Source organism: Streptomyces sp. NBRC 110611 (assembly GCF_001590865.1).
In the GTDB taxonomy this organism is placed as follows: Bacteria; Actinomycetota; Actinomycetes; order Streptomycetales; family Streptomycetaceae; genus Streptomyces.
In genome coordinates this window covers 15785-28995 of record NZ_BBUY01000025.1, presented here as the reverse complement: position 1 = coordinate 28995, position 13211 = coordinate 15785, and the positions used below count along the sequence as shown (strand labels likewise).

Here is a 13211-nt window from a genome sequence, read left to right as displayed (position 1 = left end):
GCTCTGCCCGGATCAGCGGCCGCACGGCACGGCAGCGGCCCCACGGCACGATCAACGGGCGCACGGCACGGTCAGCGGGCGCACGGCACGGTCAGCGGGCGCGGTGGGGGCGTTGGGGGCGGTGCGGGCGTTGGGGACGCCGCCAGCTGTTCAGGATGTCATCGGTGGTGGTGACGGTGGCGACCAGGGCCAGCGTGTGGCGGACCATCGCCGGGGTGTAGTCGGCCGGCACTCCGGCGATGGCGTCCGCGGGCACCACGGCCGTGTAACCGAGGTTGACCGCGTCGAAGACGGCGTTGGGGATCGCCACGTTCGCCGACACCCCGGTGACGACCAGCGTCCGGCACCCGAAGTTGCGCAGCAGCGCGTCCACACCGGTGCCGGCGACCGGCGAGAGGCCGTGCAGCCTGCGCACCACCAGGTCGTCCTCGGTCACCGGTATCGGCTCCGCGATGCGTACCGCGGTGGAGCCGATGACCTGCTGGACGGGCAGCCGCTCGGTGGCCTTGAACAGGCGGGCGTTGCGGCTCGCGCCGCGGCCGTCGGGGCGGCGCTCGGCGACCGCGTGCAGCACCTGGACGTCGGCGTCGTGCGCGGCCGCCACCAGGCGGGCGATATTCGCCAGCGCACCCGATTTTCGCACCGTCGCCGCCAGTTCGGGCAGCGCGCCGTCCGGGCCGACCACACCGCGCTGGCACTCGACGGTGAGCAGCACCGTCGAGGCCGGGTCCAGTTGTTCGCCGAGCCGTGCGGTGTCCGGTGCCATGGTTCGTTCCCCTCTCCGTGACGTCGTCTTCGAGGCGGGCGAGCGTAGCGGGCATTGCGTTCCGCCAGGAAGGGCCCGCATTATTTCTGACGCAAAGTCAGAAATGATGGGTCGGCGAAAGCCAGCGGAGGCGATGACGGATGGCCGGCACAGAGAGGGCCGACACACAGCGGCGCGGGCGCCGGATCATGATGACCCGGGGTGAGCTGGACACCTTCCTCACCGAACAGCGCACCTGCCGGGTCGCAACAGTCGACGGCGACGGCGCGCCCCACGTCGGGGCGCTGTGGTTCGCCTGGGACGGAGCGGCGCTGTGGCTGTATTCGCTCATCCGCAGCAAGCGGTGGGCCCAGCTGCGCGCGGACCCGCGGATCGCGGTGGTCGTCGACGACGGGCACGCGTACGGCGAGCTGCGCGGCGCCGAGCTGGCAGGCCGCGCGGAGCCCGTCGGCGAGGCACCGCGCACCGGCGAGCCGTACGCCGGACTGGACGCCCCGGAGCGGATGTTCGCGGAGAAGTACTTCGGGATGGCCGAGATGCCGCACGACGGGCGGCACGCGTGGCTGCGGCTCGTGCCGGAGACCGTCGTGTCGTGGGACTTCCGCAAGATTCCACAGTGAAAACCGGGGCACGACGGTCACAGCGGCCGGCGGACACGGAGGCACAGCGCTTCTCCCACCCACCCCGGCCGCGTTGTCAGTGGTCTCTGCGACAGTGGTGTCAGCCTGTTCCACACCCGCGCGGGGCGGCAGCCCGTTCCATGCCCGCGCAGGGGGTGCGAGCGGGGCGGCCCGGTCGTACCGCCGGGCCGGGCGCCGACGAGGACCAAGGAGATCCGGTGACCGTGCTCTTCCCCGCACTGCGCGACGCGTCGACCGCACCCGCGCTGCGCTTCGGCGACCGCGCGCTGAGCTACCGCCAGTTGGCGTCGGTGGCCGGTGCGCTGGCCGAACGGATCGCCGGCGAGACCCGGATCGCCGTCTGGGCGACGCCCACGATAGAGACCTCGGTCGCGGTGGTGGCCGCGCTGCTCGCCGGGGTCGCCGCCGTACCGGTGAACCCGAAGATCGGTGAGAGCGAGCTGGCGCACATCGTGCGGGACAGCGCGCCCTCGGTCGTCCTGGCGGAGCCGGGCGCCGAGTTGCCGGGACCGCTCGCGGACCTGCCCCGTATCGATGTGGCGGCCGCCGCGCCGCCCGAGGCGACGCAACCGCCTCCGCCGCCGTTCGAACCGGGCGACGGGACACCGGCCCTGATCGTCTACACCTCCGGCACCACGGGCCCGCCCAAGGGTGTGGTCCTCCCCCGCCGTGCCCTCGCCCACACCCTCGACGCCCTTCAGGACGCCTGGCGTTGGACCGCCGACGACGTCCTCGTCCACGCCCTCCCGCTGTTCCACGTCCACGGTCTGATCCTCGGCGTCCTCGGGCCGCTGCGGCGCGGCGGCAGCGTCCATCACCTGGGCCGCTTCAGCACCGACGCGGTCACCCGGGAGCTGTCCGGGGACGGCACGATGCTGTTCGGCGTACCGACGATGTACCACCGCCTGGCCGCCGCGGCCGGCCACGATCCGGCGCTGGCCAAGGCGCTGGCCGCGGCCCGGTTGCTGGTGTCCGGGTCGGCCGCGCTGCCGCTGACGGATCATGAACGGATCACCGCGGCCTCCGGGCGGCGGGTGATCGAGCGGTACGGCATGACGGAGACGCTGATGAACACCAGCGTGCGGGCGGACGGCCCGGATGCCGTGGGGACGGTCGGGGTGCCGCTGCCGGGGGTGGGGATCCGGCTGGTCGACGAGGCGGGGCGGACCATCGAGACGAGTGACGACGAGACCGTGGGCGAGATCCAGGTCCGCGGTCCGAACCTCTTCACCGAGTATCTGAACCGCCCCGACGCGACGGCCGCGGCCTTCGACGGCGCATGGTTCCGCACGGGCGACATGGCGATCCGTGACACGTCCGGGAACTACCGCATCGTCGGCCGCAAGGCCACGGATCTGATCAAGAGCGGCGGTTACAAGATCGGCGCGGGCGAGATCGAGAACGCGCTGCTGGCCCACCCCGGGGTCGCCGAGGCGGCGGTGACCGGTATCCCGGACGAGGACCTCGGCGAGCGGATCGTCGCCTGGGTCGTACCGGAGAGCGGCCCGGACGCCGGCCCGCCACCGTCCGGGGAAGAGCTCGCCGACCATGTCGCCCGGCAGCTCGCGCCCCATAAGCGCCCCCGTACGGTGCACTTCCTGGACGCCCTGCCCCGCAACGACATGGGCAAGGTCATGAAACGGGAGCTGCACGCATGATCGACGGCCATGAGCGATCACCCCGCCCTCGGGCGGTGTCACCGGCGCTCCTCGGGGCCGGCGGCGGCGACCGTGACTGGGTGCCGGTCACCACGGGTGAGTCAGGAGCCGCGGTCTTCCGCAGCGCGGACGGCACCCGGTATGCCAAGTGCGTGGCCGCCGCGGAGGCAGCCGACCTGAAGGCCGAGCGCGACCGGGTCGCGTGGCTCAGCGACCAAGGCGTCCCGGGGCCACGGGTACTCGGCTGGCACTCCGGGAACGCGGGCGCTTGCCTGGTAACCGCCGCTGTCGCCGGAGTCCCCGCCGACCAGGTGTCCGCCGAGGACCTGCGAGCCGCCTGGGACCGCATCGCGGACGCGGTTCGCCGGCTGCACGAGGTGCCCGTACGGCAGTGCCCGTTCCGCCGGGACGTGGACGAGATGATCGCCCGGGCACGCGACGTCGTCGCCCGCAACGCGGTGAACCCGGAGTTCCTCCCGGTCGAACAGCAGCACACACCGGCCACGGAGCTGCTGTCCCGTCTCCTCCCCCAGCTCGGGCGACGACGGGAGCAGGAGGCCGCCGAAACCGTTGTCTGCCACGGCGACCTGTGCCTGCCCAACATCGTTCTCGACCCGCGAACCCTGGACGTGTCGGGCTTCCTCGATCTGGGCCGCCTCGGGCTGGCCGACCGCTACGCCGACCTGGCGCTGCTGCTCACCAACGCGCGGGAGACGTGGCAGGACGAGGAGCAGGCGCAGACCGCGGACACAGCCTTCGCCGAGCGCTACGGCATCCCCCTCGACCACCACCGCCTGCGCTTCTACCTCCACCTCGACCCCCTCACCTGGGGCTAGGCCGTGTCGTCGAACTCGCGCCCGCCCAGTGGCGCAGCGCTTCCGCGCCCGCGTACTGGGCGCCGGCGCCCAACTGTTCCTCGATGCGGATGAGTTGGTTGTACTTGGCGGTTCGGTCGGAGCGGGACAGTGATCCGGTCTTGATCTGGCCACAGCCCGTGGCCACCGCCAGGTCCGCGATCGTCGTGTCCTCCGTCTCTCCCGAGCGGTGCGACATGACGACGGTGTAGCCCGCCCGGTGGGCGGCGCTGACGGTGGCCAGGGCCTCCGTCAGGGTGCCGATCTGATTGACCTTCACCAGGACCGAGTTGGCGACGCCGGAGTCGATACCCTCGCGCAGGAGGGTCTGGTTTGTGCAGAACACATCGTCACCGGTGAGCTGGCAGCGCGCACCGACCCGTGCGGTCAGGTCCCGCCACCCCGTCAGGTCGTCCTCGGCCATCGGGTCCTCGATCGACACGATCGGGTAGGCGTCGATCAACTTGATCAGGTAGTCGGCGTGTTCGGCGGGTATGCGCCGCACCCCTTCCCCGGCGTAGTCGTAGACGCCTTCACGGAAGAACTCGGACGACGCCGGGTCCATGACCAGGCCGATGTCCGTGCCCGGCCGGTATCCCGTGCGCTCGACGGCGGCCACCACGAAGTCGAGGGCCTCCTCGGCGGTGCGCAGGGCGGGTGCGAAACCGCCTTCGTCGCCCACGCCCGTGGAGTGCCCGGCGGCTAGGAGGTCGCGGCGCAGGGTGTGGAAGATCTCGGACCCCATCCGCACGGCCTCGGCAAAGGTCTCCGCGCCGATCGGGGCGATCATGAACTCCTGGAAGTCCAGGGGATTGTCGGCGTGGGCGCCCCCGTTGACGATGTTCATCATCGGTACGGGCAGCAGCCGGGCGTCGGAGCCGCCGAGGTAGCGGTAGAGCGGCAGGCGGTGGGCGGCGGCTGCGGCCCTGGCGGTGGCCAGGGAGACCCCGAGGATCGCGTTGGCGCCGAGCCTGGACTTGGCGGGGGTGCCGTCCGTGGCGACGAGGGCGGCGTCGAGGCCGGCCTGGTCCTCGGCCTCGCGACCGGTGACGGCCGCTGCGAGCTCCGTGTTGACGTGGCGTACCGCGTGGTCGACGCCCTTGCCGTGCCAGCGGGCGGGGTCCCCGTCGCGGAGCTCGACGGCCTCACGGGCACCGGTCGAAGCGCCGGAGGGGACTGCGGCCCGGCCGATGGACCCGTCCGCCAGTTCCACATCCACTTCGACGGTGGGATTACCCCTGCTGTCGAGGACGCGGCGGCCGGTGACGGAGCTGATGGCGGTCATGGGATTCCTCCCGCTGTCGCATGCGTGCCGACGTCCAGCTGCGGCAACGGTGACGCTGACCCCGGCGCCACACACTCTACAGCAATGCTGCACAGTTTCACTGTTCAGCTGTGCTGCTAAGCCAGCCTGTTCAGCCCCCCCCTGTCCAGCCTTACTGCCCAGTCCTGCTGCGCAGTTCCACTGTGCAGCCGTGCTGCGTTAAAATTCGGTATGCCCCTTCCGCAATCCGCCGCCGTCGCAGCCGAACTGCGCACCGCGATGGGAAAGCTCACGCGGCGCGTGAAGCTCGAGGACCAGATGCCGCTCGGTCAGGTAGCCGTCCTCGGCGCGCTGGACCGCGCCGGCGCGATGACAACCAGCGAACTGGCAGCCGATCAGCGGGTGCGCCCGCAGTCCATGGCCCGAGCCGTGGGACTGCTCATGGAGCAGGGGCTGATCACACGCCGGGCGCATCCGACCGACGGCCGCAAGAGCCTGGTCGACCTCTCCCCTGCCGGACAGGCACTACTGGAAGAGGAGCGGGGACGCAGGGCGGATTGGCTTGCGCGGGCGATCGAGGCAGAACTGACGGGGGAGGAACGGCAGTTGCTGGCGCGAGGGATTGGCCTGGTGGAGAGACTCGCAGCGCACTAGGCCGTGCCCCCGGTCCGGTTCCGGCACGGGATCTCGTTGATGGTCCCGCGCCGGCTGCCCCAACGCCCCCGCGTTGCCCCGTCGGACAGCCCCTGGCCAGTGACGCGAGCCAGAGGTTCGGCCGGTCGCCGGCCTCATTCGTAGCGACGCGCCTCACCCACTCCCGTCGCTGCGGCGACGGCCTCGGCCACGGGGATGATGTCGCCGTCGGAGAGGCCGGAGACGGTGATGCGGATGCCGGGCGGGGAGTGCAGGCGGAAGCGGGCACCGGGGGCGACCGCCCAGCCGGCGTGCAGGAGCCGGGCCACCGCGCCGGTCTCGTCCGGGACCGGCACCCAGACATTCATCCCGCTGCGGCCCCGCGCCCGCACTCCGCGCTCGGCCAGGGCCTGTATCAGCGACTCCCGACGCCTTCCGTACGCTCCGGCCACCTCCTCCGGGTCGACCGCGGAGGTACGCCACAGATGGGCGACCGTGACCTGGAGCAGATGGCTGATCCAGCCGGGGCCGAGGCGCTGCCGGCCCCGCACCCGGTCGACGGTCACCGGGTCGCCGGTCAGCACCGCGAGGCGTAGGTCCGGACCGTAGGCCTTGGCGGTCGACCGGACCAGGGCCCAGTGGTCGGTGGCGCCGGAGAGGGGGTGAAGCGGCAGGTCGACGATGCCATGCCCGTGGTCGTCCTCGATGAGCAGGGTGCCGGGGTGGCCGGACAGGAGTGTACGGAGCTGTGCCGCGCGGGCGCGGCTGACGGCGGCACCGGTCGGGTTCTGCGCCCGGTCGGTGATGACGGCGGCGCGGGCGCCGTCCTGGAGCGCGCGGGCCAGCTGCTCGGGCAGCGGGCCCTCGTCGTCCACGCCGACCGGGGCCGGACGCAGTCCGAGGGCGGGAATGAGATCCAGCAGACTGCCCCAGCCCGGGTCCTCCACAGCCACGGTGTCCCCGGGGCGCAGATGGGCGGCCAGCACGCGCTCTATCGCGTCCAGCGAACCGCTGGTGACGGCGATCGGCCCCTCCGCGACACCGTCGGCCGCGAAGGCCGAGCGGGCCAGCGCCGCCAGTTCGTCGTCGACGGCCGGTGCGCCGTAGAGCACGGGCCGCCGCGCGCTGCGCGCCGCGGCCTCGGCCAGCGCCCGCTCCAGCGGGGGCAGCAGCGACGTATCGGGGTTGCCGTCGGAGGCATCCCGGACGCCCGGCGGCACCTCCACCGCTATCGCCTCGCGCGAGGTGCTCGCGGGACGGGGGCGCACACGGCTGCCGCGCCGACCCGCCGTTTCGATCACTCCGCGATCGCGGAGCGTGCGGTACGCGGCCGCGACCGTATTGGGATTGACCTCGAGATAGACGGCCAACTCCCGGAGTGGGGGCAGGACTTCACCCGGTTGGAGCTCACCCGCACCGACGGCTCGCTCGACACTGGCGGCAATCTCCGATGCGCGCCGCCCTTCGATCCGATACTCTCCTAGCACAAAGCAGATTATGCACTAGTGCAATGGAGATCGCAATGGCCCGAGCCGAGTACGCAGCGACCGCCCGCACCACCCCCACCCGCGCCCGCGAACGCGCCGCCTACGACCACGAAACCGTGCACGCGATCCTCGACACGGCCTACGTCTGTCATCTGGGCTTCGTCCGCGACGGTTCCCCGGTCGTCCTGCCGACGCTGTACGGCCGCGTCGGCGACCGCCTCTACCTGCACGGCTCGACCGGGTCCCGCCCACTGCGGATGGCCGGTGACGTCTCGGACCCCGGCCTGGAGGTCTGCGTCACGGTCACCCATGTCGACGGCCTCGTCCTGGCCAGGTCCGCCTTCCACCACTCCATCAACTACCGCTGTGTCGTCGTGCACGGCACGGCGTATCAGGTGACCGACCAGGAGGAGAAGAAGGCCGCTCTCGACGCGCTCGTCGACCACGTCCTGTCCGGGCGCGCCGCGGACTCCCGCCCCGGCAACGCCAAGGAGCTGGCCGCCACCGCCGTACTCCGGCTCGACCTGCGCGAGGTCTCCGCCAAGATCCGTACCGGCGGCCCCAACGACGAGCCGGAGGACCTCGCACTGCCGTACTGGAGCGGCGTCCTTCCTGTGACGCCGGCGTACGGCGCCCCCATACCGTCCGACGACCTCGCGCCCGGCATCCCCGAGCCCGCGTACCTCTCGGTCCACTGAAGAGCCACCGCGCCGATCCACCACTGGGTCACCCCGCCCGACGCCGCCGCCCGTACGAGGCCGGGGCCGCCCTGGTCAGTCCCGGCCGGAGCGCTCCCCGTCCAGCCGTGCGGTGAGCAGGGCGATATCGACGGATGCCCGGCGCAGGACCTCGACGGCGCGGGATTCGGGGTCGTCCACGAGCGCAGCCAGCAGATCGAGGCAGCCCGCGCGGAGGGCGTAACGGGCGTGCGCGCGGTCCAAGGCGCCGTCCATGGCCGCGGCCGCGGCCGGGGACCATCCGGGGACACCGCCCTCGGTGACCACCGGGACGGCGCCAGAGTCCTCGACGGTGCCGTGCCACTGAAGTCCGTAACCGATGCTGCGCTGGACGAGGTAGCCGAGCAGTCGCGCGACCTGGGGCCCGCCGTCGAAGGCATCGCGGACGGCGGGGTCCGATTCCAGCAGCCCGTGCAGCAGATGGGCGGTGTCGACCTGCTGGTCACCGTCGCGGGTCGCCCGCCTGCGCGCGGCGGAGACCACCGACGCGAGCTCGACAGTGAGCTGTGCGCCGAGGTCCTCCGGGGCGGGGAGGTCGCCGCCGCTGTACGCAGTACGGTTTTGCACAGCCTCCACCCCACCAGCCCCTGAGCGCCGGAACATCCCCGGCGGGAAGCATTTACGCATCCGACGCTGGTTGGGGATACGCGCGGGAGACCTCCTCCTTACGGAGGAGATGAGATGGAGTTCCTGCGCGGGAATTGTGAAGATCGGACATCGTCGCAGCGAATCCGACAGCGCGCACGACCGCGCACCGCGCACCACAGCACCGCGCATCACGGTACTGCGCGCCACGGCACCGGACCCGTCAAGGAACATCCACGCTCAGTCCTCGCTCAGTCCTCCTCGGCGAGGATGAGATAGAGCTCCTTGCGAGCCTTGTTGACCACTGCCATGGCCTTCTCCCGCTGCTCGGGCGTGCCGGTGGCCCACACCTGCCGGAACGCCTCGACCAGGCCGCTGCCCGCCTTGCGTATCTCGTTCATCGCCTCCCAGTCGACTCCGCGGCCGGCGTCCTCCCAAGGAGCATCCGAGCCACTGTCGGCCTCGGCACGCCCGGCGTCGGTCAGCGAGAACAGCTTCTTGCCGCCCTCGCTGGCACTGGCGATGAGCCCCTCGTCCTCCAGGAGCTGCAGCGTCGGATACACCGAGCCGGGGCTGGGCTTCCAGGCCCCGCCGCTGCGCTCGGCGATCTCCTGGATCATTTCGTAACCGTGCATCGGGCGGTCCTTGAGCAGCGCCAGTATCGAGGCACGCACATCACCGCGGCGCGCCCGGCCGCGCGGCCCGCCGCGCCCCCGGCCGCCGCCGAAGGGCGGGCCCCCGAACGGAGGGCCGAACGGGCCGAAGGGCGAGCGCCGCCGCTCCCCGCCCCCCGCGAAGTCGCCCCGGCCGCCACGGCGCCAGGGTCCGCACTGCTCATACCGATGCTCATGCCCGTGCTCGTGTCCAGGTCCTTGTCCTTGCGAACGCACGATGACACTCTCCTTCACTCACTGACTGATCACGACCCTTTCGCGATGCTTCAACGATATATCGGAACTGTTCGGCGAAGCAAGACCCCGACCTGCATCCGCGGGCGACCGGCGCGCGCCCCAGCGTGGCCAATTCCTCGGGATTGGCCTTGGCCTGCGGCTTCGTGGCGCCTCTAGGCTCGCGGCCATGAGGATCCGCATCGTCGACGCCTTCAGTGCGCGTCCGTTCTCCGGCAACCCGGCGGGAGTCGTTCTCCTCGACTCCGACACGTTCCCCGACACGGCCTGGCTCCAGCAGGTCGCCACCGAGGTCAACCTCTCCGAGACCGCCTTCGCGCACCCTCTGCCCAAGGGCGGCGACGCCGACTGGGCACTGCGCTGGCTCACCCCGACCGCCGAGGTGAACATGTGCGGGCATGCCACATTGGCCACCGCGCATGTCCTGCACACCACCGGGACGGCCACCGGAACGGTCCGCTTCACCACCCGCAGCGGGGTGCTGATCACAGCCGTCGGCGACGACGGGACGATCACCATGGACTTCCCGACCGCGCCACTGACTCCCGTGGAGGTACCGCCGGTCGTCGCGGCAGCGCTGGGCACCGAGGTCCGCTCGGCGTACGACACCGGCCACGATGTCGGCGAACTGCTGGTCGAGCTGGCCGACGAGAAGTCCGTACGTACCCTGTCCCCGGACCTCAAGGCGCTGGCCGGGCGCGGCGGCCGGGGCGTGATCGCCACGGCCCGCGCCGAGAACCCCGACGGCGACTACGACTTGGTCTCGCGCTGCTTCTTCCCGGCGGTGGGCATCGACGAGGACCCGGTAACAGGCAGCGCGCACACGGCGCTCGCCCCCTTCTGGTCGGCGCGGCTGGGCCGTGACGCACTCGTCGGCCGGCAGGGAGCAGGCCGTACCGGCTTCGTACGGACCGAACTCCGCGGCGACCGTACATTGCTGACCGGCTCGGCGGTCACCGTCATCGACGGCGAGCTACTGGCCGCCGGCTGAACCGGGCTGCTCCGGGGCGGGTGGACCTGTGTGGGAGCAGCCCCCGCGGCGTCACCCCGTGGGCAGCCACCCCACCCGCCCCGCCAGCAGGGCGTAGCCGACGAACGCGACGATGTCGATGACCGCGTGGGCGGCGACCAGCGGGCCGACCCGGCCCCATCGCCGATAGAGGAGGACGAAGATCACGCCCATCACCATGTTGCCGAAGAAGCCGCCGACGCCCTGGTAGAGGTGGTACACCCCACGCAGCGCCGAACTGGCCGCGAGCGCGGCCATCGGCGTCCAGCCCAACTGTCCCAGCCTGCGCAGCAGATACCCGACGACGATGACCTCCTCCAGGACGGCGTTCTGCACCGCGGAGGCGATCAGTACCGGGATCTTCCACCACACCTCGGGCAGCGCCTCGGGGACGACCGTCAGATTGGCTCCGGTCGCCCGCGCGCCCAGATAGAGCAGCAGGCCGCTGCCGCCGATGGCCGCCGCGAGCCCCACCCCACGGCTGAGGTCGAAGCCGGGGCGCCGCCGGTCGAAACCGATCGTCCGGAGTCCGGTCCCCCGCTGCCCGGCAGGCGCCTCGCGCAGCAGCAGATGCGCCACCAGCACCACCGGCACCAGCGCGGTCGCGATCCCGAACAGCTGCCAGGCGAGATCCAGCCACGGCCGGCCGGGCGCATGGGAGGCATTGAGAGTGGCCGCCTGGTCCTTGAGGCCGCCGGGCTTGGTCACCGACCCGATGAAGCTGATCAGCGCCGACACCGCGCTGGCGCCCAGCGACAGGGCCAGCACGATCAGCGTCTCGCTCCGCACCAGGCTCCGGGAGGGCTTCCCCGCCCTCCCCGTACCCGCCCCGGCTCCAGAGTCTCGTCCCGGAAAGTCCGGATCGGCCAGGGGACTTGTATCCGACTGCACACTTCCTCCAGTTCCGCACTACCGCCTCTTCGCCACCACCGCCCCGCCAGGGTCTCGACAACAGGTACGAAGATCGCGCACGACAAGCCGGGGGACGGCTGACGTCCAGGCAGCGCCTGCCCCCTCGCCAGCCTGCCCGACGGCGCAGCGGCGCAGCACACAGGGGCCCAGGCGTGGCCCCCACGCCCCCGCCCCCTCACGCCCCCGTACGCCCCTACGCCCCCTCCGCCGCCTCCTCCCGCGGCCCCGGTACGGCCGGCCGGCGGCCGACGGCCCAGGCGACCGGCCAGGTGTGGACCGGCTGCCCGGTGTGCATCAGCTCGCTGTAGCGCCGGGTCATCGCGGCCAGCGCACTGTCCCGGTCCAGGCCCTGGCTGCGCGCGTGGTGGAACGCGGTGGCCTGCCAGGAGGCGCCGTTCACCCGGCGACGGCAGCGCTCCTCGACGATGGCCAGATAGTGGTCCCGGTCGGCCGGTTCCACGCCCCAGGCGTCCAGCCCGCGGGCGGCCAGCGGCAGGAGTTCCTGGCGCACCAGCCGTACGGCCGGGATCTCGGTGAGCGAGCCGGCGTTCCGGCCCGGACGGGGCCAGCGCAAGGTGGCGTCGATGCCGTACCGGCAGGCGGTGTCGAAGTTGTGCGCGGCGGCGGCGAACGGGAGGCGCGTCCACAGGGGGCGTGGCTCTTCGGCCAGGGCCCGTACCAGGCCGTAGTAGAAGGCGGTGTTGGCGATGACATCCGCGACGGTGGGGCCGGCCGGCAGTACGCGGTTCTCGACCCTGAGGTGCGCGACGCCGTTGGCGACCGCGTAGACGGGGCGGTTCCAGCGGTAGACCGTGCCGTTGTGCAGCGCCAGTTCGGCCAGGTCCGGCACGCCGCCCTCGTCGAGGACCCGGAGCGGCTCCTGCGGGCCGCACAGCGGCAGCAGCGGCGGGAAGTAGCGCAGGTTCTCCTCGAAGAGGTCGTAGGCCGAATCGATCCATCGCTCGCCGAACCAGGTGCGAGGCCGTACGCCCTGGGCCTGCAGCTCGGGGGCGCGGGTGTCGGTGGCCTGCTGGAAGACCGGCGGCCGCGACTCCCGCCACAGCTCACGGCCGAACAGGAACGGCGAGTTGGCACCGACCGCGATCTGTACCGCGGCGATGGCCTGGGCCGCGTTCCAGACGGCGGCGAAGCGGCCGGGGGTCACCTGGAGGTGCAGCTGGACGGAGGTGCAGGCGGCCTCCGGAGCGATCGACGGCGACCGGGCGGCCAGGTGCTCGACGCCCTGGATGTCGAGCGCGAAGTCCTCGCCGCGGGCCGCCCGCATCTGTTCGTCGAGCAGCGCGTAGCGGTCGTTCGCGGAGATGCTGGCGGCGGTGAGGTCGGTGGCGTGCAGGGTCGGCAGAATGCCGATCATCACGATTCTGGCGGCGACCTCGCGAGCCTTCCGTTCGGCGTAGCCGAGTCCGGTGCGGAGTTCTTCGGCGAGCTGGTCCAGGACGCGTCCGGACAATTGGTGCGGCAGGATGTTGACTTCCAGATTGCACTGGGCGAGTTCGGTCTGGAAATCACAGCTGGCGATGCGTTCGAGAACTTGGGAGTTCATCATGCGGGGCAGCCCGTCGGCGCCGGCGAGATTGAGTTCGATCTCCAGGCCCATGAGATTCCTGGGCCGGTCGAACCGCTTCTCCGCCAGGAGCCTCCCTAACGCCTCGAGGCACTCGTGGAGCTTTCTTCGGTATCGCTCCCGGTCCGCCAGGTCGGTCCCGCCCACGGCGACCTTCTCCCCCATCGACGGG

At 71.8% G+C, this 13211-nt stretch carries 12 protein-coding genes and 1 pseudogene; 6 read left to right on the top strand and 7 right to left on the bottom strand.

The features are described from left to right. Positions 1-91 precede the first annotated feature (91 nt). Positions 92-766 (bottom strand): cysteine hydrolase, encoded by a 675-nt coding sequence (locus AZE13_RS30535; RefSeq protein ID WP_066939231.1) that lies wholly within the window; start codon positions 764-766, stop codon positions 92-94. Positions 767-906: 140 nt separating this feature from the next. On the opposite strand from AZE13_RS30535, the gene AZE13_RS30530 reads away from it, so the two are divergent. The 3 genes and pseudogenes from AZE13_RS30530 to AZE13_RS30520 all read left to right on the top strand — a co-directional run bounded on the left by AZE13_RS30530 (position 907) and on the right by AZE13_RS30520 (position 3901). Then, positions 907-1386, top strand: coding sequence for a pyridoxamine 5'-phosphate oxidase family protein (locus AZE13_RS30530; protein WP_066939228.1), 480 nt, complete (start codon positions 907-909; stop codon positions 1384-1386). Positions 1387-1604: 218 nt separating this feature from the next. After that, on the top strand, positions 1605-3065 hold the full coding sequence (locus AZE13_RS30525; protein ID WP_066939225.1) for an acyl-CoA synthetase: 1461 nt from the start codon (positions 1605-1607) through the stop codon (positions 3063-3065). 9 nt (positions 3066-3074) lie between these two features. After that, positions 3075-3901: pseudogene (locus tag AZE13_RS30520) on the top strand (APH(3'') family aminoglycoside O-phosphotransferase). On the opposite strand, the gene eno reads toward AZE13_RS30520, so the two are convergent. Beyond that, complete coding sequence (eno, locus tag AZE13_RS30515) at positions 3888-5204, bottom strand: phosphopyruvate hydratase (protein ID WP_066939219.1); 1317 nt, start codon at positions 5202-5204, stop codon at positions 3888-3890. The pseudogene AZE13_RS30520 and the gene eno overlap by 14 nt on opposite strands. Before the next feature lie 210 nt (positions 5205-5414). On the opposite strand from eno, the gene AZE13_RS30510 reads away from it, so the two are divergent. Further along, the gene (locus AZE13_RS30510) at positions 5415-5837 is read left to right on the top strand and encodes a MarR family winged helix-turn-helix transcriptional regulator (RefSeq protein WP_066939216.1); all 423 of its coding nucleotides are present in this window, start codon (positions 5415-5417) and stop codon (positions 5835-5837) included. 134 nt (positions 5838-5971) lie between these two features. On the opposite strand, the gene AZE13_RS30505 is transcribed toward AZE13_RS30510, so the two are convergent. Next, a complete protein-coding gene (locus AZE13_RS30505; RefSeq protein ID WP_066939213.1) occupies positions 5972-7303 on the bottom strand; it encodes an aminotransferase class I/II-fold pyridoxal phosphate-dependent enzyme in 1332 nt (443 codons plus the stop codon). Positions 7304-7338: 35 nt separating this feature from the next. On the opposite strand from AZE13_RS30505, the gene AZE13_RS30500 reads away from it, so the two are divergent. Beyond that, complete coding sequence (locus AZE13_RS30500) at positions 7339-8001, top strand: pyridoxamine 5'-phosphate oxidase family protein (protein ID WP_066939210.1); 663 nt, start codon at positions 7339-7341, stop codon at positions 7999-8001. A gap of 75 nt (positions 8002-8076) precedes the next feature. On the opposite strand, the gene AZE13_RS30495 is transcribed toward AZE13_RS30500, so the two are convergent. Continuing rightward, on the bottom strand, positions 8077-8607 hold the full coding sequence (locus AZE13_RS30495) for a Clp protease N-terminal domain-containing protein (protein ID WP_066939208.1): 531 nt from the start codon (positions 8605-8607) through the stop codon (positions 8077-8079). 269 nt (positions 8608-8876) lie between these two features. After that, entirely contained in the window at positions 8877-9515 is a 639-nt protein-coding gene (locus tag AZE13_RS30490) for a PadR family transcriptional regulator (protein ID WP_066939205.1), read from the bottom strand. Between the two features lie 187 nt (positions 9516-9702). Between AZE13_RS30490 and AZE13_RS30485 the strand changes: the two genes are divergently transcribed. After that, positions 9703-10524, top strand: coding sequence for a PhzF family phenazine biosynthesis protein (locus AZE13_RS30485; RefSeq protein ID WP_066939202.1), 822 nt, complete (start codon positions 9703-9705; stop codon positions 10522-10524). A gap of 51 nt (positions 10525-10575) precedes the next feature. Here AZE13_RS30485 and AZE13_RS30480 read toward each other — a convergent pair whose 3' ends face one another. Next, complete coding sequence (locus tag AZE13_RS30480) at positions 10576-11433, bottom strand: CPBP family intramembrane glutamic endopeptidase (protein ID WP_079124534.1); 858 nt, start codon at positions 11431-11433, stop codon at positions 10576-10578. 214 nt (positions 11434-11647) lie between these two features. After that, a complete protein-coding gene (locus tag AZE13_RS30475; protein WP_066939199.1) occupies positions 11648-13204 on the bottom strand; it encodes a glutamate-cysteine ligase family protein in 1557 nt (518 codons plus the stop codon). Positions 13205-13211: the final 7 nt, after the last annotated feature.

Coding starts and splice junctions, on each gene's coding strand:
- AZE13_RS30535 (WP_066939231.1), bottom strand. CDS start 766: ATGGCACCGGACACCGCACGGCTCGGCGAACAACTGGACCCGGCCTCG.
- AZE13_RS30530 (WP_066939228.1), top strand. CDS start 907: ATGGCCGGCACAGAGAGGGCCGACACACAGCGGCGCGGGCGCCGGATC.
- eno (WP_066939219.1), bottom strand. CDS start 5,204: ATGACCGCCATCAGCTCCGTCACCGGCCGCCGCGTCCTCGACAGCAGG.
- AZE13_RS30510 (WP_066939216.1), top strand. CDS start 5,415: ATGCCCCTTCCGCAATCCGCCGCCGTCGCAGCCGAACTGCGCACCGCG.
- AZE13_RS30500 (WP_066939210.1), top strand. CDS start 7,339: ATGGCCCGAGCCGAGTACGCAGCGACCGCCCGCACCACCCCCACCCGC.
- AZE13_RS30485 (WP_066939202.1), top strand. CDS start 9,703: ATGAGGATCCGCATCGTCGACGCCTTCAGTGCGCGTCCGTTCTCCGGC.
- AZE13_RS30475 (WP_066939199.1), bottom strand. CDS start 13,204: ATGGGGGAGAAGGTCGCCGTGGGCGGGACCGACCTGGCGGACCGGGAG.